The organism is Pseudomonas sp. QD4 (assembly GCF_049199125.1).
In the GTDB taxonomy this organism is placed as follows: domain Bacteria; phylum Pseudomonadota; class Gammaproteobacteria; order Pseudomonadales; family Pseudomonadaceae; genus Aquipseudomonas.
The window spans coordinates 1,490,453-1,513,172 of record NZ_JBLZOM010000002.1; the positions used below are offsets into that span (position 1 = coordinate 1,490,453).

26 protein-coding genes are annotated in these 22,720 nt (G+C 60.2%); 9 read left to right on the top strand and 17 right to left on the bottom strand.

Going from position 1 to position 22,720, the window contains the following annotated elements; translation table 11 throughout:
* Positions 1–62: 62 nt before the first annotated feature.
* Positions 63–380 carry a tetratricopeptide repeat protein gene (locus ACOZJV_RS17845; RefSeq protein WP_421548143.1) on the top strand — a complete coding sequence of 106 codons (318 nt, stop codon included), beginning with the start codon at positions 63–65 and terminating at the stop codon, positions 378–380.
* 62 nt (positions 381–442) lie between these two features.
* On the opposite strand, the gene ACOZJV_RS17850 is transcribed toward ACOZJV_RS17845, so the two are convergent.
* The 3 genes from ACOZJV_RS17850 to tag form a co-directional block, all read right to left on the bottom strand.
* Positions 443–682, bottom strand: a complete 240-nt coding sequence (locus ACOZJV_RS17850; RefSeq protein ID WP_020294969.1) for a hypothetical protein — start codon at positions 680–682, stop codon at positions 443–445.
* 72 nt (positions 683–754) lie between these two features.
* On the bottom strand, positions 755–1,642 hold the full coding sequence (locus tag ACOZJV_RS17855) for a lysophospholipid acyltransferase (RefSeq protein ID WP_078470321.1): 888 nt from the start codon (positions 1,640–1,642) through the stop codon (positions 755–757).
* A gap of 42 nt (positions 1,643–1,684) precedes the next feature.
* Complete coding sequence (gene tag / locus ACOZJV_RS17860) at positions 1,685–2,248, bottom strand: DNA-3-methyladenine glycosylase I (protein WP_020294967.1); 564 nt, start codon at positions 2,246–2,248, stop codon at positions 1,685–1,687.
* 81 nt (positions 2,249–2,329) lie between these two features.
* Here tag and glyQ point away from each other — a divergent pair, with 81 nt between their 5' ends.
* From glyQ to ACOZJV_RS17880, 4 genes are all read left to right on the top strand, one after another.
* Positions 2,330–3,283 (top strand): glycine--tRNA ligase subunit alpha, encoded by a 954-nt coding sequence (gene glyQ, locus ACOZJV_RS17865; RefSeq protein ID WP_003213601.1) that lies wholly within the window; start codon positions 2,330–2,332, stop codon positions 3,281–3,283.
* Positions 3,280–5,337: a glycine--tRNA ligase subunit beta gene (gene glyS, locus ACOZJV_RS17870; protein ID WP_421548144.1), complete on the top strand. Its 2,058-nt coding sequence runs from the start codon at positions 3,280–3,282 to the stop codon at positions 5,335–5,337. Before glyQ ends, glyS begins: the two co-directional genes overlap by 4 nt.
* A gap of 10 nt (positions 5,338–5,347) precedes the next feature.
* Positions 5,348–5,881 (top strand): D-glycero-beta-D-manno-heptose 1,7-bisphosphate 7-phosphatase, encoded by a 534-nt coding sequence (gene gmhB / locus ACOZJV_RS17875; protein ID WP_421548145.1) that lies wholly within the window; start codon positions 5,348–5,350, stop codon positions 5,879–5,881.
* Positions 5,882–5,963: 82 nt separating this feature from the next.
* On the top strand, positions 5,964–6,734 hold the full coding sequence (locus tag ACOZJV_RS17880) for a lysophospholipid acyltransferase family protein (protein WP_421548146.1): 771 nt from the start codon (positions 5,964–5,966) through the stop codon (positions 6,732–6,734).
* A 231-nt stretch (positions 6,735–6,965) separates the two neighbouring features.
* Here the strand turns inward: ACOZJV_RS17880 and ACOZJV_RS17885 are convergent, their stop codons facing one another.
* From ACOZJV_RS17885 to ACOZJV_RS17895, 3 genes are all read right to left on the bottom strand, one after another.
* Positions 6,966–9,269: a CHASE2 domain-containing protein gene (locus ACOZJV_RS17885; protein ID WP_421548147.1), complete on the bottom strand. Its 2,304-nt coding sequence runs from the start codon at positions 9,267–9,269 to the stop codon at positions 6,966–6,968.
* 18 nt (positions 9,270–9,287) lie between these two features.
* Entirely contained in the window at positions 9,288–10,298 is a 1,011-nt protein-coding gene (locus ACOZJV_RS17890; RefSeq protein ID WP_421548148.1) for a FecR family protein, read from the bottom strand.
* A 434-nt stretch (positions 10,299–10,732) separates the two neighbouring features.
* Positions 10,733–11,014, bottom strand: coding sequence for a hypothetical protein (locus tag ACOZJV_RS17895; RefSeq protein WP_421548149.1), 282 nt, complete (start codon positions 11,012–11,014; stop codon positions 10,733–10,735).
* 228 nt (positions 11,015–11,242) lie between these two features.
* Here ACOZJV_RS17895 and ACOZJV_RS17900 point away from each other — a divergent pair, with 228 nt between their 5' ends.
* Complete coding sequence (locus ACOZJV_RS17900; protein WP_078470329.1) at positions 11,243–11,971, top strand: response regulator transcription factor; 729 nt, start codon at positions 11,243–11,245, stop codon at positions 11,969–11,971.
* A 27-nt stretch (positions 11,972–11,998) separates the two neighbouring features.
* Here the strand turns inward: ACOZJV_RS17900 and ACOZJV_RS17905 are convergent, their stop codons facing one another.
* From ACOZJV_RS17905 to dnaA, 11 genes are all read right to left on the bottom strand, one after another.
* Positions 11,999–12,319, bottom strand: coding sequence for an immunity protein Imm33 domain-containing protein (locus ACOZJV_RS17905; protein WP_421548150.1), 321 nt, complete (start codon positions 12,317–12,319; stop codon positions 11,999–12,001).
* A gap of 11 nt (positions 12,320–12,330) precedes the next feature.
* Entirely contained in the window at positions 12,331–12,672 is a 342-nt protein-coding gene (locus ACOZJV_RS17910; RefSeq protein WP_078470331.1) for a hypothetical protein, read from the bottom strand.
* A gap of 23 nt (positions 12,673–12,695) precedes the next feature.
* Complete coding sequence (locus ACOZJV_RS17915; protein WP_078470332.1) at positions 12,696–13,181, bottom strand: DUF4265 domain-containing protein; 486 nt, start codon at positions 13,179–13,181, stop codon at positions 12,696–12,698.
* A 56-nt stretch (positions 13,182–13,237) separates the two neighbouring features.
* Entirely contained in the window at positions 13,238–13,621 is a 384-nt protein-coding gene (locus tag ACOZJV_RS17920; RefSeq protein ID WP_421548151.1) for an Imm10 family immunity protein, read from the bottom strand.
* Positions 13,618–14,130: a DUF4265 domain-containing protein gene (locus ACOZJV_RS17925; RefSeq protein WP_421548152.1), complete on the bottom strand. Its 513-nt coding sequence runs from the start codon at positions 14,128–14,130 to the stop codon at positions 13,618–13,620. The genes ACOZJV_RS17920 and ACOZJV_RS17925 overlap by 4 nt, the downstream gene beginning before the upstream one ends.
* Before the next feature lie 6 nt (positions 14,131–14,136).
* On the bottom strand, positions 14,137–14,613 hold the full coding sequence (locus ACOZJV_RS17930) for a hypothetical protein (protein ID WP_421548153.1): 477 nt from the start codon (positions 14,611–14,613) through the stop codon (positions 14,137–14,139).
* A gap of 22 nt (positions 14,614–14,635) precedes the next feature.
* On the bottom strand, positions 14,636–15,040 hold the full coding sequence (locus tag ACOZJV_RS17935) for an Imm1 family immunity protein (protein ID WP_421548154.1): 405 nt from the start codon (positions 15,038–15,040) through the stop codon (positions 14,636–14,638).
* Positions 15,041–15,162: 122 nt separating this feature from the next.
* Positions 15,163–17,580, bottom strand: a complete 2,418-nt coding sequence (gene gyrB, locus ACOZJV_RS17940; RefSeq protein ID WP_020294943.1) for a DNA topoisomerase (ATP-hydrolyzing) subunit B — start codon at positions 17,578–17,580, stop codon at positions 15,163–15,165.
* Positions 17,581–17,584: 4 nt separating this feature from the next.
* Positions 17,585–18,688, bottom strand: coding sequence for a DNA replication/repair protein RecF (gene recF / locus ACOZJV_RS17945; RefSeq protein ID WP_020294942.1), 1,104 nt, complete (start codon positions 18,686–18,688; stop codon positions 17,585–17,587).
* Positions 18,689–18,708: 20 nt separating this feature from the next.
* Positions 18,709–19,812, bottom strand: coding sequence for a DNA polymerase III subunit beta (gene dnaN, locus ACOZJV_RS17950; protein WP_020294941.1), 1,104 nt, complete (start codon positions 19,810–19,812; stop codon positions 18,709–18,711).
* A gap of 38 nt (positions 19,813–19,850) precedes the next feature.
* Complete coding sequence (gene dnaA / locus ACOZJV_RS17955; protein ID WP_043228446.1) at positions 19,851–21,362, bottom strand: chromosomal replication initiator protein DnaA; 1,512 nt, start codon at positions 21,360–21,362, stop codon at positions 19,851–19,853.
* Between the two features lie 565 nt (positions 21,363–21,927).
* Between dnaA and rpmH the strand changes: the two genes are divergently transcribed.
* Genes rpmH through yidD form a run of 3 tightly spaced genes read left to right on the top strand, consistent with a single transcriptional unit; the run spans position 21,928 to position 22,718 of the window.
* A complete protein-coding gene (gene rpmH, locus ACOZJV_RS17960; RefSeq protein ID WP_003213577.1) occupies positions 21,928–22,062 on the top strand; it encodes a 50S ribosomal protein L34 in 135 nt (44 codons plus the stop codon).
* 16 nt (positions 22,063–22,078) lie between these two features.
* A complete protein-coding gene (gene rnpA / locus ACOZJV_RS17965) occupies positions 22,079–22,480 on the top strand; it encodes a ribonuclease P protein component (protein WP_020294939.1) in 402 nt (133 codons plus the stop codon).
* A complete protein-coding gene (yidD, locus tag ACOZJV_RS17970) occupies positions 22,473–22,718 on the top strand; it encodes a membrane protein insertion efficiency factor YidD (protein ID WP_010465488.1) in 246 nt (81 codons plus the stop codon). Before rnpA ends, yidD begins: the two co-directional genes overlap by 8 nt.
* Positions 22,719–22,720 lie beyond the last annotated feature (2 nt).

Sequence of the window (22,720 nt, forward strand, 5' to 3'; positions counted from 1 at the left end):
GGCGCGTTGCCACAGCCGCTGTGCTTATTGCACAACCAAAACTATCCACAGGACCCAAGACCATGCTCGATTCCCTGGAAAAAATGCTCGCCAAGGGTGTGGATAACGCCCTGTTGCGCTTCGGCCTGGGCAAGGGCTACCTGGACCTCGGTGAACCCGCCAAAGCCGCCGAGCACCTGCAACGCTGCGTTGCCTTCGACCCCAAGTACTCGGCCGCGTGGAAGCTCCTGGGCAAGGCCTTCCTGGCCAAGGCCGACTATCCGGCCGCACGCCAGGCCTGGGAACAGGGCCTGGAAGCCGCCCGCGCTCATGGCGACAAGCAGGCAGAAAAGGAAATGACCGTCTTCCTCAAAAAGCTCGAGCGCCACTCCCAACCGTAAATCCCCCCGACCGTCCCAACCCGTGCCTCGGCGGCTACAGGGTTGAGGGGCGGTTGGAGGGTTCAGAGATAGCGCAGCGCAATGCCTTGCGCGTCGACCTGCACCACTTCCATGCGCACTCGCGGCGCAATGACCGGCAAGCCCTGGACCTGTCCATAGACCACCGCGCCCTTGGGCAGGGCGGCCAGGATCGGGTTTTGTACATACACGCCGCTGGACGACAGGTTGCGCGTCTGCCCCAGGCACTCGCCGAAGCTCTCGTGCTGGATGGTGATGCGGAAGGATTTACGCTGATCGGACATCTGTTGCGCCCTTGCTCGTCAGGTGTGGATAACTTCAGGCATGAAGTTATCCACAGATCATGCCAGCTCTTGTCAGTACCAGCGCTCTTCGCCGGGCGGACGTTTCTTGAAGCGTTTCATGCTCCACATGTACTGGCTCGGATACGCCGCCACATAGCGCTCGACCACCTTGCTCATGGCCGCGCAGGACACCTGGGTATCGGTGCTGTACATCGCTTCGGGTGCCGCTTCGAGGATCACCTTGTAGCCTGAACCGTCAGGCAGGCGCAGGGCGTGCAGGAATACACCCACCGCCTTGCCCCCGGCCAGCATGTTCGGCACGAACTTGCTGGTGAGCGCCTGGGTGGCGAAGAAGGGCACGAAGATCCCGGCGGATTCGGCCGGTTCCGGGTCGGCGGGAATCCCCACTGCCCCCCCTTTGCGCACTTCCTTGATGACACTGAGGATGCCTTCCTTGGTGGACGCGGCAACGCGATTGCCCAACTGCACCCGCTGTTTGCGCAGCAAATCATCCACCGCCTTGAGCTTGGGCGGACGGTAGAAAATGATCGGTTTGCACTGGTTGCAATAGAAGTGGTTGAGCACCTCCCAGTTGCCCAGGTGGCTGGTGATGCCGACCACGCCCTTGCCCGAGGCCAGAGCCTCCTTCAGCACCTCCAGGCCCTGAACTTCACGCACCAGGTCGATGGAGCGCTGGGCCGGCCAGATCCAGGCGCAGGCGCTTTCGGTCAGGGACTTGCCGATGTCTTTCAGGCTCTGTCCCACCAAACGCTCGCGTTCGGCGGCGTCCATTTCGGGGAAGCACTTGGCCAGGTTGATCCGCACCACATCGCGGGAACGGTTGGGGGTTTTCCACATGATCCAGCCGATGGCCGAACCGACGGCCTGCACTGCGCGCCACGGCAGCAGGGCAAACAACCGCAGAGCGCCCACCAGCAGGGCGCCTTTGAACTTATCCACAAGTGACTCCTGAGCTGTTGGTCATGACCTAGTCGCAGCCGGCTATTCTAACCGCGCGTTGGCGAGGATGGCGTAGCGATCACAGTCACGGGTGTGATCCATGACCATGCCCGAGGCCTGCATCAAGGCATAACAGATGGTCGGTCCGACGAACGTGAAGCCGGCTTTCTGCAGGCCCTTGCTCATCGCCTGGGCCTCGGGCGTGACCGCCGGCACTTCACTGCGGTCCTTGAAATGATTGACTTTGGGCACCCCGCCGACAAACGACCAAAGCAGCCCCACCGGGTCTTCCAGCTCCAGCCAGGCCTGGGCATTGCGCCGGGCGGCGTTGAGTTTGAGGCGGTTGCGGATGATCCCGGGGTCGAGCATCAGCTCGTCGATTTCGGCATCGCTCATCTGCGCCACCCGCTGCACATCGAAGCCGAACAGCACCTGGCGATAGCGCTCGCGCTTCTTCAAAACGGTGATCCATGACAGCCCGGCCTGGAACCCTTCGAGCAATAACAACTCGAACAAGCGCTGCGCATCGCGTAGCGGCACGCCCCACTCCTGATCGTGATAAGCCATGTACAGCGGATCATCGGAACACCAAAAGCAGCGTGGCATAAGGCTCCAGGGGGCGTGCGCACGACCGAATCGGGTATACTCCCGCTCCTTAAATCGCAGCCCAAGTAACAGGTGAATTTCGTGAGCCAGCCTACGCCAGCCGTGCGTACCTTCCAAGACTTGATCCTCGCCCTCCAGCAATACTGGGCCGAGCAAGGTTGTGTGGTACTTCAGCCCTACGATATGGAAGTAGGCGCCGGCACTTTCCACACCGCCACCTTCCTGCGGGCTATCGGCCCGGAAACCTGGAACGCCGCTTATGTGCAGCCCAGTCGTCGCCCGACTGACGGCCGCTACGGCGAAAACCCCAACCGCTTGCAGCACTACTACCAGTTCCAGGTGGTATTGAAGCCCAACCCGGACAACTTCCAGGAGCTGTACCTGGGTTCGTTGAAGCACGTGGGCCTCGACCCGCTGGTGCATGACATCCGTTTCGTCGAAGACAACTGGGAATCGCCAACCCTCGGCGCCTGGGGTCTGGGCTGGGAAGTCTGGCTCAACGGTATGGAAGTCACCCAGTTCACCTACTTCCAGCAAGCCGGCGGCATCGAGTGCTACCCGGTCACCGGCGAAATCACCTACGGCCTGGAACGCCTGGCCATGTACCTGCAGGGCGTGGACTCGGTGTACGACCTGGTGTGGGCCGACGGCCCGTTCGGCAAGGTCACCTATGGCGACGTGTTCCACCAGAACGAAGTGGAGCAGTCGACCTACAACTTCGAACACGCCAACGTCGAGAAGCTGTTCGAACTGTTCGACTTCTATGAAAGCGAAGCCAAGCGCCTGATCGAGCTGGACCAGCCGCTGCCGTTGCCGAGCTACGAAATGGTGTTGAAGGCTTCCCATACCTTCAACCTGCTGGACGCCCGCCGTGCCATCTCGGTAACCGCGCGCCAGCAATACATTCTGCGAGTCCGCACCCTGGCGCGTTCCGTTGCGCAAGCCTACCTGCTGGCCCGTGCCAAGCTGGGCTTCCCGATGGCGACCCCGGACCTGCGTGACGAAGTGTTGGCTAAGCTGGAGGCGGCACAATGAGTGCGCAAGATTTCCTGGTTGAACTGGGCACTGAAGAACTGCCACCCAAGGCCCTGAATACCCTGGCCGAAGCCTTCCTGGCCGGCATCGAGAAAGGCCTGCAGGCCGCTGGCCTGGGCTTTGAAGCCAAACAGGTCTATGCCGCGCCACGGCGCCTGGCGGTCCTGATCACCGCGCTGGCCACCCAGCAGCCTGATCGCAGCATCAACCTCGACGGCCCGCCACGCCAGGCGGCGTTCGACGCGGAAGGCAACCCGACCCAGGCGGCCTTGGGCTTCGCCAAGAAATGCGGCGTCGAGCTGAGCGAAATCGACCAGAGCGGCCCGAAACTGCGCTACAGCCAGAGCATCAAGGGCAAGCCGACCGCCAGCTTGCTGCCGACCATCGTCGAAGACTCGCTGAACGACCTGCCAATCCCCAAGCGCATGCGCTGGGGTGCCCGCAAGGAAGAGTTCGTGCGTCCGACCCAATGGCTGGTGATGCTGCTCGGTGACCAGGTCATCGATTGCACCATCCTGGCCCAGAAAGCCGGTCGTGAATCCCGTGGCCACCGTTTCCATCACCCGGAAACCGTGCGTATCAGCTCGCCGGCCAGCTACCTCGACGACCTGCGCGCCGCCTACGTGCTGGCAGACGCCAATGAGCGTCGCACGCTGATCAGCAAGCGCACCGAAGAACTGGCGCGCCTGCAGGAAGGCACCGCCATCGTGCCGCCAGCCCTGCTCGATGAAGTGACCGCCCTGGTCGAATGGCCAGTGCCGCTGGTGTGCTCGTTCGAGGAACGCTTCCTCGACGTGCCGCAAGAAGCCCTGATCATCACCATGCAGGACAACCAGAAGTACTTCTGCCTGCTGGACGTCGACGGCAAATTGCTGCCGCGCTTCATCACCGTGGCCAACATTGAAAGCAAGGACCCGCAGCAGATCATCGCCGGTAACGAGAAAGTCGTTCGTCCGCGCCTGACCGATGCCGAGTTCTTCTTCAAGCAGGACAAAAAGCAGAAGCTCGAAGACTTCAACCTGCGCCTGCAGAACGTGGTCTTCCAGGAAAAACTCGGCAGCGTCTACGACAAGGCCGAGCGGGTTTCCAAGCTGGCCGCCTTCATCGCCCCACGCATCGGTGGCGACGCCCAGCGCGCGGCCCGTGCCGGCCTGCTGTCCAAGTGCGACCTGGCCACCGAAATGGTCGGCGAGTTCCCGGAGATGCAAGGCGTTGCCGGCTACTACTACGCCCTCAATGACGGCGAGCCGCAAGACGTTGCCCTGGCGCTGAACGAGCAGTACATGCCCCGTGGCGCCGGCGCGGCCGAACTGCCGAGCACCCTGACCGGTGCGGCGGTGGCCATTGCCGACAAGCTCGACACCCTGGTGGGGATCTTCGGCATCGGCATGCTCCCGACCGGCAGCAAGGACCCCTACGCTTTGCGCCGTGCGGCCCTGGGCGTACTGCGTATCCTGATCGACAAGAAGCTCGACCTGGACCTGACCGAAGCCGTGGCCTTCGCCGTCAACGCTTTCGGCAGCAAGATCAAGACCGCCGGCCTGGCCGACCAGGTGCTGGAATTCGTCTTCGACCGCCTGCGTGCGCGTTATGAAGATGAAGGCGTGGACGTGGCCACCTACCTCTCGGTGCGTGCACTGAAGCCGGGCTCGGCGCTGGACTTCGACCAGCGCGTACAAGCCGTGCAGGCCTTCCGCAAACTGCCGGAAGCCGCCGCCCTGGCCGCCGTGAACAAGCGTGTATCGAACCTGCTGAGCAAGGTCGAAGGCAGCGTGCCGAGCACCGTGGAAGCCAAGTACTTCGACAACGCCAACGAGTTCTCCCTGTATTCGGCCATCCAGCAAGCGGATCAGGCGGTGCAGCCAATGGCCGCAGCGCGTCAGTACAGCGAGACCCTGGCCCGCCTGGCCGCCTTGCGCGAGCCGGTGGATGCGTTCTTCGAAGCGGTGATGGTCAACGCTGAAGACGCCAATGTACGGGCCAACCGCTATGCGCTGCTGGCGCGTCTGCGGGGCTTGTTCCTGGGCGTTGCCGACATCTCGCTGCTGGGCTGAGGGGCTGCTGGTGAAACTGCTGATTCTCGATCGGGACGGGGTGATCAACTACGACTCCGACGCTTACATCAAGTCGGTGGAGGAGTGGCACCCACTCCCCGGATCGATCGCGGCCATCGCGCAGTTGAGCAAGGCCGGCTGGACGGTAGCGGTCGCTACCAACCAGTCGGGCATCGCTCGCGGCTACTACGATATCGCCACCCTCGACGCCATGCATGAGCGCCTGCGGGCGCTGGTGGCCGAGCAGGGTGGCGAGGTCGGGCTGATCGTCTACTGCCCACACGGTCCCGATGAGGGTTGCGCCTGTCGCAAACCCAAGCCGGGAATGCTGCACGCCATTGCCGAGCACTATCAGGTGCCCCTGACCGGTCTATGGTTTGTAGGCGACAGTCTCGGTGACCTGGAAGCGGCCAAGGCCGTCGACTCTCAGCCAGTTTTGGTAAAAACCGGGAAAGGCACAAAGACCCAGGGCTTGAACCTGCCGGTTGGCACCTTGATTTTTGACGACCTGGCGGCTGTTGCCGCTGAACTTATCCACAACTAAAGCTCTTCTGAAATCCTGATCAAGGACTGTTCGGGGGTGCGCTTTTAATAGGCGGGCAGTGCCCGCAACGGTAAATGCCGCTATGTCGATCGTGCAGGCCATCAGAACTTTTTTCTTTTACCTGCTGCTGGGCACCAGCTCGTTGCTGTGGTGTTCCCTGAGCTTTTTTATCGCGCCTTTTTTGCCGTTCAAGGCGCGCTACCGCTTTATCAACGTTTACTGGTGCCGCTGCGCGTTGTGGCTGACCAAGGTTTTTCTCGACATCCGTTTTGAAGTCAAAGGCGCCGAAAACGTTCCGGATCGCCCCTGTGTGATTCAGTCGAACCACCAGAGCACCTGGGAGACGTTCTTTCTCTCGGCGTACTTCGAACCTCTGAGCCAGGTGCTCAAGCGCGAGTTACTCTTTGTGCCGTTCTTCGGCTGGGCCATGGCCATGCTGCGGCCGATCGCCATCGACCGCGACAACCCCAAGGCCGCCTTGAAAGTGGTCGCCAAGAAGGGCGATGAACTGCTCAAGGACAACGTCTGGGTACTGATTTTCCCCGAGGGCACCCGGGTGCCCTACGGTCAGATCGGCAAATTTTCCCGCAGTGGCAGCGCCCTGGCGGTGAATGCCAACTTGCCGGTCCTGCCGATTGCCCACAACGCGGGCAAGTTCTGGCCGAAGACCGGTTGGGCCAAGCGCTCCGGCACCATCACCGTGGTGATTGGCGAGCCGATGTATGCCGAAGGCTCGGGACCACGGGCCATTGCCACCCTGAACGACCGGGTGCAGGCCTGGAACGAACAGGCACAACGGGACATGGGTTCACTGCCGCCAGTGAGCGCCGAAGCGGAGTCGCTGGCGTCCTGAGTATCTGTGGATAACCTGTGTACGGTTTTCTGTCTTATGGGCGAAATAGCTTCGTAAATTTATGATTTATATACATATTTCCGAAGCTCATAAAACGCCGAAAAACGTGCATAAGTTTTTCGCAGCCCCTCGCGGGGGCCGAACTCGCGAGGCTGCGCTGGCCCTGTAACACGCCGTCCATGCACCTGACACCCCCACGGCGGCCAGCAGCCTGGCAGCAGCGGCTACGGGTTACTCTTCCAGCAGTGGCAGTTGCAGGGTGAAGGTCGAGCCTTGCCCCAGTTGGCTGCGGCAGATGATCCGCCCCTGATGGCGCTCCACCACGGCCTTGACCATCGACAACCCCAGCCCCAGCCCATCAATGCCCTGGGCCGAGGAAAACCTCTGGTACTGACCAAACAGCTGCGGCAGATCCTGGGCGGCGATGCCTTTGCCCTGGTCGCTGATCTCACAGCTCAGCCAGCCCTCGCGGCAACTGACATGCACGCTCACCACAGAGCCCTCGGGGCTGTACTTGATCGCGTTTTCCAGCAGATTGAACAACGCCCGCGTAAGCAGGGACTGATCGGCCAGGACCATGCCTTCGGCATCTTCGTCGAGGTCGTGGACCAGGGTGATGCGCTTCAACTGGGCAATGGTCGCCGCCAGGTCGAACGCATCCAGCACCAGCATCGCGAAGATGCTCGGCTGGAACTGATAAGCCTCGGACTCGGCCTTGGCCAACTGCACAAAGGCTTCGGTCAGGCTCAGTGCGCGGCGTACCTGCTGTTCGATCTGCAGGTACACCTGGTTCTCGCCGGGCGCCTGATGGCGCTGCACATCGAGCAAGGCGAGGATCGCCGAGTGGGGCGCGCGCAAGTCATGGGACAGAAACCGCAGCAGCACCGCGCGCTGCTGCTCGGCATCGCGCTCGACGCTGAGGTCGGTGAAACTCAGCAGCCAGCCGATCGGTGTATCGCTGTCAGCTGGCAGCAACGGGGCCCGATCCAGGCGCAGGCTGCGCTCCTGGGTATCGCGAAACTCCAGGCACTGCAGTTGCGACAGGTCAGACGACGAACCCTGTGGATAACCCAGCTCCGCCAACTGGGCGAGCAGTTCAGTGCCCAGCAGCGGGTTGGCGAACAGTTCGCGGGCCTTGCGATTGGCCAGCAGGATCCTGCCATCGGGGTTGCTGATCAGCGTCGCCACCGGCAGGTACTCCAGGCCATCGGCGATAAACCGGCGAGTGTCGCGGGTGCGGCTCATGGCCTGTTCCAGGGCGACAATCTGCCCCTGCAATACATCGCCGGACGCGACCGGGGTATGGCGGCGCTCGGGCAGAACCTTGGGTTCGCTGTCCAGGCGCTCCAGCTCCCAGCCGAAATAAGCCAGGATCACGCTCAGGCGCCGCCAATTCCAGATCAGGTACGCCAGCAGCATCCCCAGCAGGCTGGCTGCGGGCGACCACCAGCCGCCTGCCCGCAGCAACAGTGCCGAGCCCAGCAATGCCAGGCCCATGCACCCCAGGGTCAACCACAGCGCATGGCGTGGGCGCCACAGCAGCAGGCCGAGCAGGGCGGCGACCAGGGCCACCGACAGCAGGGTCGCCGGCCAGTTGCCCAGCGCCACGATACTGCGCTGCTGCAATAAACCGTTAAGCAGGTTGGCCTGGATCTCGATGCCGGGAGTGGTCCCCAGGCTGGCCGACTGCGGCGTGACGTAGCGATCACCCAGGCCCGGGGCCGTGGAACCGATCAGGATCAAGCGGTCACGCAGCAACTCCGGCGGCACGTCGCCACGCAACACACTGACATAGGGCACGCTGGGAAAACCGCCCGCCGCGCTGATGAAGGGAATCCGCACCTCATGGGCTCGCAGCCAACCCTGGGCCAGCTGAGGCTCGGCAGAGCCGGGCAGGGTCGCAGACGAGCCGGCCGGCCGCGTCATTTCATACAGCAGCCAGGCCAGTTGCGCCTTGGGGCTCTGCGCCAAGCCCTCACGCAAATACACGCTGCGCACAATGCCGTCGGCATCAGCCTGGGCATTGATATGCCCCACGGCCTTGGCACAGTCGCGCAACACGGCCACCGGTTCGATCTCACCCAGGGGTTGCCCATAGCGGGCGACGCTTTCGCGCAGCAACGGCAACAGCACATTGCCCGAGCGACACAGGGCCTGGGCCAGGCGCACATCGTTATCCGGCTGGCTGTCGGGCTCGCTGAAAATCACATCGAACAGCACGCCCCGAACCTCGGCCTCGCGCAAGCGGTCCAGCAGATCCGCATGCAGCGACCGCGGCCAGGGCCATCGGCCGAGTTGTTGCAGGCTGTAGTCGTCGATGGTGACGATCAGGATTTGCGGGTCGACGGGCAGGGGGCTGAGCCGGTTCAGGCTGTCGTACAGCAGGTTGTTCAGCGCCAGCCCCGGGGTCAGGGACAACAGGGCGGTCAGGGGCAGCAGGATCAGGCTGACCCAGAGCCATTCCCGTACCAGGCCGCGAAACAGGCGCTGAGCCTGGGTCGGCTCCCGACCTTCCACACGGCGCCAGCGCTTCATCGGCAGCAGGCCGCAGGCTTATTGAACATTGCTGGTGCGCGGGTAATAGAAAATGTCATACACACCCGTCTCGCCCTCCAGCCCGTGCTCATCGAAAGCAGAGAGACGCACATGGTAGAAAAAGGCCTTCAGGCCGCTGAAGTTGACCTCGGGGGTGCTGGAAAACTGCTCCTGCTTGATGTTCAGGAATTCCTTGTCGGTCGCCACCTGGGCACGGTAGCGCCTGGCTCCCGGCAAGGGTTTGAAGATCAACTGCCAGACCGGCGCGCTGCCTGTCTGCCCGGCCTGGCCCAGCAGTCGCGGTGCCGGCAGCAGGTCGATCGGGGTCAGGGTGCCTTGTTTCTGAATGCGCAGGCCCTGGCGTGCCATGACCTGTACCTCGCCGTGGAGCGGGCCCACCGGTTTATCCACAGGCTTGTTCCTGACCGTTTTTTTAGCCTGGGGCGGATCATCCTCCCGACTCACCGCCACCTGCCCGTTAAGCACTTCGACCAACGCCTGCTGATCGTCATTGCGCACTCGGAAATGAGTACCACGTACCCCCAGGACACCTACTGGCGTGAGGATCTGGAAGCGATCGTGGTCACTGCTGCGCTTGATCACATAGGATTCGATCTGGCCCTGTTCCAGGCTGACCTGGGGCACCGCGTACTCCTGGTTCAGGCGCAGGGTGATCTTCGAGCTGGAGGGCAGCACCACCCGCGAACCGTCTCCCAACGAGAGGCTGACGAAGGCTGAAGGCGAAGTCTTCACCCCCTCCTGCTCATCAATATTCATGCCCTCTTCGAGGAGGGTTTCCCGGCCCTGGGCATCCACCTTCCAGGCTTCGCCCGTCAGATGCTCCACCGTTGCCGGCAAGGGCTGGCCGCGGCATTGCAGATTGTCATCGATATAGGGCAAACGCCGAGGCGCGGCGCCGGCGTCCATCAGCGGCAGGAGCAGACACCCGAGCACACCACTCAGAACCAGCAGGCGACGGCCCGGGAAAGGCCAGGATAACGTGGGCTGCAAAGGGGTCGTTTGAGTCATGGAGTGTGCTTGGACCTGTGGCAAACCGACGGGTAAACCCTGTTATCGAACCTGTGCACCATACCTGAGGCCGATCCTGAGCCGATAGCTGCCCTTTCAAGCGCCAGCCAACGCGTGCGGTGCTGGTCAGGGTATGCGGTACAAAGCGCAGGTAAAAGTGCGTGGCGATCCAGGCATGCCGACACAAGGGGAGGGTGACACTTCCGTGTGTCGGCACCGTGGCGACAGATCGCCCGGTGATCATCCTGAGGAGGCACTCCTTTTATTCCCCTTCAACACGGCTTGCGAGCAACCCGTGTCCCGCCAGCCTGGCGGTTGACACTCCCTGTGTCGGAGCACTTCCTGATGCCCCGTGTGCCACTCAGCGAGTAGGAATCTACCGCCCCCAAGGCTCGGCTGGCCGATTTGCAAGATTTGTTCAGAATCCTTGGGTTCTAGAACACCCAGCGTTGCTGCTCCTGGTGCAGGGCACTTTGCTCGACGTAATGCAGGGTACTGGGAGCCACCTGGTTCGAATCAGCAAAGCCTGTGACACTGGCACTCGCTTGCGGGCTGCGCTGAACCGGCAGGTGCCCAGGGTGGGCGCTGGCAGGCGACAACACCGTCGACCCCAGGCTGAGATAGACAGCCAGTGCCAAGGCACCGAAACACCCGAGATCCTTACCCTGCACCGCCCTCACCAGCAGCCCACGGCCTGTACGAAACATCTTCCCCATGATCCTTTTCCTTGCGGGTTGCAGTCGGTATGGTTCTGCCGCACGGCAGGCCGTGACAGTGCTCCTGTCGCCTACCGGCTATTTGACATCAGCGTACCGAGCCCGCAATCGCGTCAGAGCAAATCGCCACAATTGTTCAGATTCACCTTGGCGGCCTAAACTCACCTCCACTCAGACGCCGTAAAAAACGGCCACAGTGCTCCCCCTGCAATCAAGGAACTGCCCCGCATGCGTGTCGCAATACTGGATGACGAGCCCGCCGAACTGGCCCGGGTGGAACAGACACTGCGACAGATCCCCGGGCCGGGGGACCAGCCCTGGACCCTGCACAGCTTCGAACGTGGTGAGGACCTGCTGCGCCAGCTGCGTCGAGAGACCTTTGACCTGCTGGTGCTCGACTGGCAACTGCCCGACCTCAGCGGCCTGTCATTGCTGCGCTGGACCCGCGAACACATGGAAGCGCCGCCGGCCGCGATCATGCTCACCAGCCGGGATGCCGAAAGCGATATCGTCCAGGCGCTGAATGCCGGGGCCGACGATTACGTCAGCAAACCCTTCCGCCCCAACGAGCTCAAGGCTCGGGTCATGGCGGTACTGCGCCGCCACGGTTTGCAGCGCAGCACCGCCACCGAAGTGCTGAGCTTCAATGACCTGACCTTCGATGATGCGGAGCTGACCGTGACCCGGGCAGGTCAACCCATCAGCCTTACCGACCGCGAATACCGCCTGGCGCGCTGCCTGTTCGACAACCTGGGGCGACCGCTGTCACGGGAATACCTGTACCAGCGGTTCTGGACCCACGAAGAGATCGTGTCCTCACGGCCGCTGGACACCCACATCTACCGCCTTCGCAACAAGTTGGGGCTGACCACAGACCGTGGCTGGCAGTTGCTGACCATCTACGGTTACGGCTACCGGCTGGAAAGTGTCGCGTCGCCTGGGGAGCAGGGCAACTGACTGCTGGCCGTTAATAGCGGCTTGATATCATTGTGGGTCCTGCCAGACATCTTCATAGCCGGCGCGGTCGATGATGAAACGCGTCCCGCTCGGCAGGTACAGGTAATCGATCACCTCCGGCAGCAGCTCGACCAGGTGCTCGGCGCATAGGGGCTGGTAGAAATCCACGGCGGTGGAATGTTCGCCGCAGTGGATAAACCAACTGACCGTGCCGTTCTCGGGCAACTCGACCCGGGTGCCATAGATGGGCGACTGCGCAAGGGAGCCGGTGGCCAGTGCAATCATCGGCTCCGGCGCCTGGGGAGCGAGGTCGTAGCGTTCACAGATAAGCTGCTGTCGTTCGTTCATTGGCCCAGCCATCAAGGGAAAATAGGGAGAGTCCTGCCCAAGGCAAAGACCTGTTCGAGTGCCACCTCGTCATCGCTGTCACCGTCTTCGAAACACCTGAAACGACGCCCCCGCAGTGCCGGCTCCAGGCACTCGTGCAACGCCGCGGTCCGAAACAGCAACTCCATCCACAGCGTCTGCTCGCTCTCGAAGGTCAGGCGCAGATCATAGTCGGCGCGGCTGCCCAGGCCAGGGTCCTTGAACTCGACCACCTGCTCGGCAGCCCGCACACAATTCGCACTGCCGCGCAGCTGATCCATGACCTGCCGCACGTCCAGCGGCTCATCAAACACCAGACGATATTCATAGCTCATGCTCGTCTTCACTCCGTTCGCGGTCAGCTATCCAGCCACCAATTGAGCAAGGTCTCGTCATTGGTGTCATCGAGGTTTTTATAGATGTTGGCGTAGTACCACTCGATGCCCGTGGTCTCGCGGAAACGGTTGAAGAACAGGGCGATGTTGTCCATGCCGTTTCGCGCCGGCACCGACAATGTCAGATTGCCCTTATAGCGCCCGTCGAGCATGCCGCCCAACTCGGTCGCCACATCCGCCCCCAGGGCGATGATGTGTTCTTCCGGGATGTGATTCGAATAAATATGGATGCAGAAGTTACCGCCACGCTTGAGCACCACGGCGGGGACATGCGGGTCCTTGATCGAAATAATATCGCCCTTGGCCAGGTTCAGCGTCAGCCCCGGTGAGTAGAGAATCTCGTAACTGTCCGCATCGATCCGCCGTACATGCAGCGGCTCATAGACTGGGCCATGGTCATTCTGCCCCGCGACGACCCGGATCGATATTTCCTGGTTTTCATCATCCATAACAAACTTCCGAGCGATTACTGTTTTTACAAAGGGTGAAAAGAGCCGAACCGGGCTCAGCCCCGGATCGGGGTCAACTGCTCGACAAACACCTCTCGAAGCGCCTGTTCGATGGCCGGATCGTCTTGCAGCTCAGGTGCCAGCAACAGCACCAGCTGATCCAGGCCCATACACCAGGTGACGGAGCTGGCCATGCTGAAAATGATGCGGTCCTGTTCGATACGCACCTGTGCAACCCCGCCATAGCCGGAGAGGGCAGGGCTGGAGATTTCGAGATGGTAGGTGTCCTGGCCCAGGGCTGCGTCCTGTTCGTCGCACTCGGTGCTGCGTTGCAACAACAGGTAGTGCTCGGGCTCATCGGCGGCATCGGCAAAAGCCACAAGCCATACATCGTCTTCCAGGGTTGCGCTGAAAAAACTGGCAGGCCATTCAACAGTCATGCTTGAACCTCAAGTGAAGCCAGTGAAGAGCACTCGTTCATGCGCGCAGGCTCAATGGCCCCGTGCTGTAAGCAGGCATCTTCATAGGCGATATGTTGGTCGTCGGTGATGGAGGACAGGTAGTGGTCGATTGCGGAAAAACTGACCTCGGGCGCGATATCCACAGTGAACAGCGATAGGCCCCGGGTAACCGTACACCTGGCGCCGAGACTGCGCAGGTGCTGCACAATGCTCGAGCGCTCTGACTCGCGCTCGGCAAAAACCCGCAGCGTCGTGTGCCCGGATTGCCGCACCACGCGGGTAGCGATCAGCTCATGGGCATCGGCGCGAGTCAGTACCCAGTCCCCCTTGCTCACGCCGTAGAGATAGTAGGGCGTGTTGTCCAACTCGTAGACACCTGCGCCCCGTTGGATGCCCCACAGCGACTCGTACTCCACCGGTGGGTAACCGTCGGCGTCGAGGGTGAGTTTGAAAATGATCTTGTGAAACTGTGCTGTCGAGTTATCCATTCCATCTCACAGAGGCGCCGCCATGGGCCTCACGAACTGTCCGTAAAAGAAGTTTTCCTCGAAGGAAAATATGACCTCTGCACTGCCCGGCATAACCAGGGCCGTATTCTCATCGGACGGATAGAAAAAGTCGTCCCAACATTTTATAAAAATATCCCTGGGCACCTGCGCCGCGCAGCGTCTGCCCCAGAACAGCCAGAGCAGGTCTGCCTCGGGGCTTATGCGCCGCTCGAAGAACAACGACGACTCTGCGCGCCGGGCAAAATCCAGTGTGGTTTTTTCATGGCATTGAAACAGGCTGGGCAGCTCAGTGATAAGGCTGGGCACTGGAATGAATCGGTCCCATAACGCCTGTGACGCTGCCTGATCAAACAGCACGATTCGCTGTTTGTCGTCCGCACTCAGAGCACAATCCGCGGCATTGAAACGCCAGGCGATGGGGTAGCGTGCTTCATCGAATAGGTGGCTGCTTGTACCTGCCAAGGTCAACGTCCTTATTGTCCAGTTAGCCTTCCACTTCCCAAGCCAGATCGGGATCGGCCGAGCCATAGTCCGAGAAATAAGCCAGGGCCTGCCTCGCCCGCTCTTTAGCCACACACTGATGCCGAGGGTAACTGCCGGACTGGCCGCCCGCGACCAGTTCAATCTGCTGATCGTCAGGACTGTCTGCGCTGAGCAGGGTTTGCAACGATTGGTCGATGTCCTGGGCGATAAAAACCACATACTGCTCGGCCGCACCGCCCCCGATATGCATCAGGGTCTCGTCGCTGAAGAAAAAAACCGTCGAGCTGAAAGCCTTTCCGTCCAGGCGGTTGAACGCGGACAGCACCTGCGCCGAGTCGGGGTTTAACCACTCATGGGGGTGGCAACGATTACCGGCATATTCATCTTCAATGATTTTCTTGAGCATTCGCCATGGCTGCCTTGGCCGGATAAAAACATAAATCGTTATAGATGACGGATTGAACAATCTGCCAATAAAAAAGGCCAACGCTAAGCGTCGGCCTTTTTATTTTCAGCTGTGTCCCGGGATCAGAAATCCAGGTTGGACACGGCCAGGGCATTGCTTTCGATGAAGTCACGGCGAGGTTCGACCGCATCACCCATCAGGGTGTTGAAGATCTGGTCTGCGCCAATGGCGTCTTCGATGGTCACTTTGAGCATCCGGCGCTGGCTTGGGTCCATGGTGGTTTCCCACAGCTGATCCGGGTTCATTTCACCCAGACCTTTGTAGCGCTGGATGGTGTGACGCTTGGTGCTTTCAGCCATCAGCCACTCAAGGGCTTCCTTGAACTCGGTGATGGCTTTCTTGCGCTCGCCGCGCTGGATGTACGCGCCTTCGTCCAACAGGGTGCTCAACTGCGCGCCCAGGGTGACGACGGTCTTGTAATCGTTACTGCCGAAGAAGTCGCGGTTGAACGTGATGTAGTTCGACAGGCCGTGGGAGATCAGTTCGACCTCTGGCAGCCAGACGTTACGTTCACGGTCTTCACGCAGGCTGGCCTTGTAGACCAGGCCGGACTTCTCGACGGTGCGCAGGCGCACTTCGTACTGGGCCAGCCAATCCTGCATCGCGGCATGATCGCCCAGCTGTTCCAGGCTGACGGCAGGCAGGTAGATGAAGTGCTCGGTCAGTTCCTGAGGGTACAGGCGCGACAGACGCTTGAGGGTCTTCATCACCATGCGGAAGTCGTTTACCAGGCGCTCCAGCGCCTCGCCGGAGATGCCCGGGGCTTCTTCGTTCAGGTGCAGGCTGGCGTCTTCAAGGGCCGACTGCGTCATGTACTCTTCCATGGCGTCGTCGTCTTTGATGTATTGCTCTTGCTTGCCTTTCTTCACCTTGTACAGCGGCGGCTGAGCGATGTAGATGTAGCCGCGCTCGATCAGCTCCGGCAACTGACGGAAGAAGAAGGTCAGCAGCAGGGTACGGATGTGCGAACCGTCGACGTCAGCATCGGTCATGATGATGATGTTGTGGTAACGCAGCTTCTCGATGTTGTACTCGTCGCGACCGATACCGCAGCCCAGGGCGGTGATCAGGGTGCCGACCTCTTGCGAGGAAATCATCTTGTCGAAGCGAGCTTTCTCGACGTTGAGGATCTTGCCCTTCAACGGCAGGATGGCCTGGGTACGACGGTTGCGACCCTGCTTGGCGGAACCGCCAGCAGAGTCACCTTCCACGAGGTAAAGCTCGGAGAGGGCAGGGTCTTTTTCCTGGCAGTCCGCCAGTTTGCCCGGCAGGCCGGCGATATCCAGCGCGCCTTTACGGCGGGTCATTTCACGAGCCTTGCGCGCCGCTTCACGGGCACGGGCAGCGTCGATCATCTTGCCGACCACCAGCTTGGCTTCGTTCGGATTTTCCAGCAGGAAGTCGGAGAAGTACTTGCCCATTTCCTGTTCGACCGCGGTCTTCACTTCGGAAGACACCAGCTTGTCTTTGGTCTGGGAGCTGAACTTCGGATCCGGCACCTTGACCGAGATAATCGCGGTCAGGCCTTCACGGGCATCGTCACCGGTGGTGGCGACTTTGTGCTTCTTCGCCAGGCCTTCCTGTTCGATGTAGTTATTCAGGTTACGGGTCAGGGCCGAACGGAAGCCCACCAGGTGGGTACCGCCGTCACGCTGTGGAATGTTGTTGGTGAAGCACAACAGGTTCTCGTTGAAGCTGTCGTTCCACTGCAGGGCGATTTCCACGCCGATGCCGTCTTCACGCTGCATGCTGAAGTGGAACACCTGGTTGACCGCAGTCTTGTTGGTGTTCAGGTATTCAACGAATGCACGCAGGCCGCCTTCGTACTTGAACAGCTCTTCCTTGCCGCTGCGCTCATCCTTGAGGACGATGCCGACACCGGAGTTGAGGAAGGACAATTCACGAATCCGCTTGGCCAGGATGTCCCAGCTGAAGTGGATGTTCTTGAAGGTTTCAGCCGAAGGCTTGAAGTGAATCTGGGTACCGGTGGTTTCGCTTTCGCCAACGATCTTCATCGGCTCTTGCGGTACGCCGTGCACGTAAGTCTGTTCCCAGATCTTGCCGCTACGGCGAACAGTCAGGATCAGCTCAGCAGACAAAGCGTTCACTACCGACACACCCACACCGTGCAAGCCGCCGGATACTTTGTAGGAGTTGTCGTCGAACTTACCGCCGGCGTGCAGCACAGTCATGATGACTTCGGCTGCGGAAACGCCTTCTTCTTTATGCACATCAACCGGAATGCCGCGACCGTTGTCGCGCACAGTGATGGATTCGTCCGGGTGGATGATGATGCTGATGTCGTCGCAGTGGCCAGCCAGTGCTTCGTCGATCGAGTTGTCGACCACCTCGAACACCATGTGGTGCAGACCGCTGCCATCGTCGGTGTCACCAATGTACATACCGGGACGTTTGCGTACGGCATCCAAACCTTTCAGCACTTTAATGCTGGTCGAGTCGTACGTATTTTCTTCGCTCATGCCTTCACTCCCGATGGTCGTGGGTCTGGGTGATACGGCCCTGTTCCACGTGGAACAGAGCGACTGGCGTTTCCGTCTGCCAGCCTTCCCTCAATAATTCGTGGTCTACACAGGTGATAAACACCTGGCAGCGTAAGTCTTCCAACAAGCGACAAAGTGCGCGGCGATGCTGCTCGTCCAACTCGGACGGCAAGTCATCCACCAGATAAATACACTGCCCGCGCCGGGCCTGGCTGACCAAGTGCCCTTGGGCAATGCGCAAGGCACAGACCACCAGTTTCTGCTGGCCGCGGGACAAGATATCCGCGGCGTTATGCGCACCCAACTTGAGGCGCAAATCAGCACGCTGGGGACCGGCCTGGGTATGACCCATCTGCTGATCACGGTGCAGGGACGTCGCGAGCACATCACTGAGCTCCCGGTCTTTATCCCAACCACGGTAATAGCTAAGCGTCAGGCCCTCGAGCTCCAACAGTTCGCCCAAGGTCCGCTCAAAGACTGGTTTCAAGGCTTTGATATAAGCGCGGCGGTATTCATCAATTTCAGCGCTGGCCTGACACAGTTCCCGGTCCCAGGCTGCTTGCGAAGCGGCGTCAAGTGTACCATGCCGCAGCCATGAGTTCCGCTGCCTCAGGGCCTTCTGCAAGCGCTGCCAGGTCGACATGAAGCGGGGTTCCACGTGGAACACACCCCAGTCGAGAAACTGTCGGCGAATTTTCGGAGCCCCTTCCAGCAGGCGAAAGCTGTCGGGGTTGATCAGTTGCAGCGGCAGGATTTCCGCCAACTGAGCTGCGCTGCGAGCGTTCTGCCCGTCGATGCGAATCTGAAACTCTCCCTGCCGATCCCGGGAAATTCCCAAGCTGCTATGCCCGCCTTCCGCCAGTTCGACCTGGCCAAACACGGTGCACGCCAACTGCTCGTACTGGATTACCGGCAACAGTCGAGCACTGCGAAACGAGCGAGCAAGCCCCAGCAAGTGGATGGCTTCGAGCACGCTGGTTTTGCCACTGCCATTGGCGCCGTAGAGAAGGTTGATGCGGGGGGAGGGGGAGAAGGTCACCGGGTGCAGATTGCGCACCGCGGTGACCGAGACGCGACTGAGGGACATCTAGCTTCTGCTGAGCATGGTTACAGGCGCATCGGCATGACAACGTAAGCCGAGTCGTCGTTGTCGGATTCCTGGACCAGGGCGCTGCTGTTGGAATCGGAGAGGATCAGGCGCACCTGTTCGGTGGTCATCACCCCCAGCACGTCGAGCAGATAGCTGACGTTAAAGCCGATTTCCAGGGAGCCGCCGTTGTATTCCACGCCGACTTCTTCTTCCGCCTCTTCCTGTTCCGGGTTGTTGGCCTGGATCTTCAATTGACCATTGGCCAATTGCAGACGGATACCACGGTACTTCTCGTTGGAGAGAATCGCAGTACGGCTGAAGGCTTCACGCAGCGCCTGACGGTCGCCCAGTACCAGCTTGTCGCCACCTTTAGGCAGCACACGCTCGTAATCCGGGAACTTGCCATCGACCAGCTTCGAGGTAAAGGTGAACTCGCCGGTGGTGGCGCGAATGTGGTGCTGACCCAGGACGATGCTGACGTTGCCATCCGGCTCGGTGAGCAGGCGTGCCAGCTCCAGGATACCTTTGCGCGGCACGATCACCTGGTGGCGATCCGGCTGGCCGATATCGGCTTGCATCGAGCACATGGCCAGACGATGACCATCGGTGGCCACGGCACGAATGATGCCGGCCGATACTTCCAGCAGCATACCGTTGAGGTAGTAGCGCACGTCCTGCTGGGCCATGGCGAAGCTGGTGCGTTCGATCAGACGACGCAACTTGCTCTGCTCCAGGCTGCAGGTCAGCGAGCCCGGGCCTTCCTCGACAGTCGGGAAGTCATTGGCTGGCAGAGTCGACAGAGTGAAACGGCTACGGCCGGCCTTGACCACCAGCTTCTGCTCATCGAGCTTGATATCGATCAAGGCGTCGTTGGGCAGGCTTTTGCAGATGTCCATCAGCTTGCGCGCCGGCACGGTGATTTCGCCAGGCTCGGCTGGCTCTTCAAGTTGCACGCGACCGACCAGCTCGACTTCCAGGTCGGTACCGGTCAGCGACAGCTGCTGGCCTTCGACGACCAACAGCACGTTGGAGAGCACCGGCAAGGTCTGGCGGCGTTCGACGACGCCTGCGACCAGTTGCAGGGGTTTCAACAGGGCTTCGCGTTGAATGGTGAAATGCATGGTCTAGTCCCTTGCCTTAATAAGCTGCGCTGGTGTCATCAAGTGGTCAGTGTACGCAGCAGGTTCTTGTAGTCCTCGCGGATGTCCGCGTCGGATTCCTTAAGTTCATTGATCTTGCGGCATGCGTGCAAGACCGTGGTGTGATCGCGGCCGCCGAACACATCGCCGATTTCCGGCAGGCTGTGGTTGGTCAGCTCTTTGGACAAGGCCATGGCCACCTGGCGTGGACGCGCAACGGAGCGCGAGCGACGCTTGGACAGCAGGTCGGAAATCTTGATCTTGTAGTACTCGGCGACGGTGCGCTGAATGTTATCCACAGAGACCAACTTGTCCTGCAAGGCCAGCAGGTCCTTCAGGGATTCGCGAATCAACTCGATGGTGATGTCGCGCCCCATGAAGTGCGAGTGAGCGATGACACGCTTGAGCGCACCCTCCAGCTCACGCACGTTGGACCGAATGCGCTGGGCAATGAAAAACGCGGCATCGTGCGGCAGATCGACTTTGGCCTGGTCGGCCTTCTTCATCAGGATCGCGACCCGGGTTTCCAGCTCCGGCGGCTCCACGGCCACCGTCAGGCCCCAGCCAAAACGCGATTTCAGACGCTCTTCGAGGCCTTCGATCTCTTTCGGGTAGCGGTCACTGGTGAGGATCACCTGTTGCCCACCTTCGAGCAGGGCGTTGAAGGTGTGGAAAAACTCTTCCTGGGAACGCTCCTTGCGGGCGAAGAACTGAATGTCATCGATCAGCAACGCATCCACCGAGCGGTAGAAGCGCTTGAACTCGTTGATGGCGTTCAGTTGCAGGGCCTTGACCATGTCGGCCACGAAGCGCTCGGAATGCAGGTACACGACCTTGGCATTCGGATTCTTCTTTAATAGGTGGTTACCCACAGCGTGCATCAAGTGAGTCTTACCCAGACCTACACCGCCATACAGGAACAGCGGGTTGTAGCCATGCTTGGGGTTGTCCGCGACCTGCCAGGCAGCGGCACGCGCCAGCTGGTTGGATTTACCTTCGACGAAGTTTTCAAAGGTGAAGGTGCGGTTCAGGTAGCTGGTGTGCTTGAGCGCACCTTCGACCTGGACAGTCCGTTGTTCGGCGCGCACCGGTGCCTGCTGCGAGCTGGCGCCGGCCATCGGGTCGAAGCTGTCACGGGAAGGCTCTTCACTGACATGGGCGACTTTCTTCGCAGAAGCCTTGGTCGGTGGCGGGGCACTTACTGGCGCACTGGAAGGTTCAGCCGCCTGGGCTTTGGAAGCGGCAGCCGCCAAAGGCGCGTTAGGCGCAGCCCGGGGTGCCGAACTGCGTTTGCTGCCTATTAATAAGGAGAGCGCAGGTGTTGAACCATTGCCGTGCTCATCGAGCAGCTCGAGCACACGACCCAGGTACTTTTCATTGACCCAATCGAGAACAAAACGATTCGGTGCGTAGACACGCAACTCGTCGCCTTCGGCTTCGACCTGTAGCGGACGGATCCAAGTGTTGAATTGCTGGGCAGGCAGCTCATCACGCAGAAGCTCCACGCACTGCTGCCAAAGTTCCACTGACACGGATATCCCCTAAGTTGAAAGCCGGTGAGGCAAAAACAGCCGCCATTGTAGCGGCCGCACGCAGACTTATCCACACGTAGGTTGCTCACAGACCACTAAGAATCAATGTCTTAACCGGAAAAAACACGACCAATGGTATGTGCATAAGCTCTGTGGATAACCCCACTTAAGGTCGTTGTACAAGTGGGGGCCAAACTCGGTGGATAACCTGGCTGTGGATAACTACCTATTCCACACACAGCTTATCCGATAGCGCAGCACAGGCAGAGCACCGCTTCTCGACAGTGTTGTCATTCCCTGTACAGTACGTCGTTCAAGGGCTTAAGGTACTTATCCACAGAAGAGTGGCTGCCTAGCTTTTATAAGCTTTACAGAAAAGCTTTAAATAATTCCCTTCTTTATTTCTATATCTAGGTAACCGGTGTCTCGAACCAACAGCCGCCCATATCTGTTTACAAGGAAAAGCTGGTTGGAAATTGACCTAGAGGCTTGCATTCTCTAGAATCGCCGGTCTCTTAAAACGGGGGCCATTCCGGCCCGTTGTGGACGAACCAGGTAACACGACATGAAACGTACTTTCCAACCAAGCACTATCAAACGCGCTCGTACTCACGGTTTCCGTGCTCGCATGGCTACCAAGAACGGCCGTGCCGTCCTGTCGCGTCGTCGCGCCAAAGGTCGTGCGCGTCTGGCAGTTTGATAATCCGGCACTGGAGGTGAGTCAGGACTTCAGTCGGGAAAAGCGTCTGCTTACTCCCCGGCATTTCAAGGCAGTCTTTGACTCCCCTACCGGCAAGGTTCCGGGGAAAAATCTCCTGCTCCTTGCGCGCAACAACGACCTTGATCACCCCCGTCTGGGGCTGGTTATCGGAAAGAAGAGCGTAAAGCTCTCCGTTGAGCGCAACCGCCTGAAACGTTTGATGCGCGAATCGTTTCGCCTGCACCAGGATTCTCTGGTCGGCTGGGACATCGTTATCGTCGCGCGCAAAGGTTTGGGCGATGTAGAAAGCCCCGAATTGATTCAGCATTTCGATAAGCTCTGGAAACGTCTGGCTCGTAACAAGCCGGTACCAGCAGTCAAAACCGAAACTGCAGGGGTAGACAGTCCTGATGCGTAAACTGGCGCTCGTTCCGATCCAGTTTTATCGCTATGCCATTAGTCCTCTGATGGCCAGTCACTGTCGTTTCTACCCCAGTTGTTCCTGCTACGCGTATGAAGCCATCGAAAATCATGGCCTTCTACGCGGTGGCTGGCTGACCTTTCGTCGTTTAGGTCGCTGTCATCCGTGGAATCCCGGTGGTTATGACCCGGTTCCACCTATCCCTACCTCCCGTTCTTCTTCGATGGCCGAGTAATC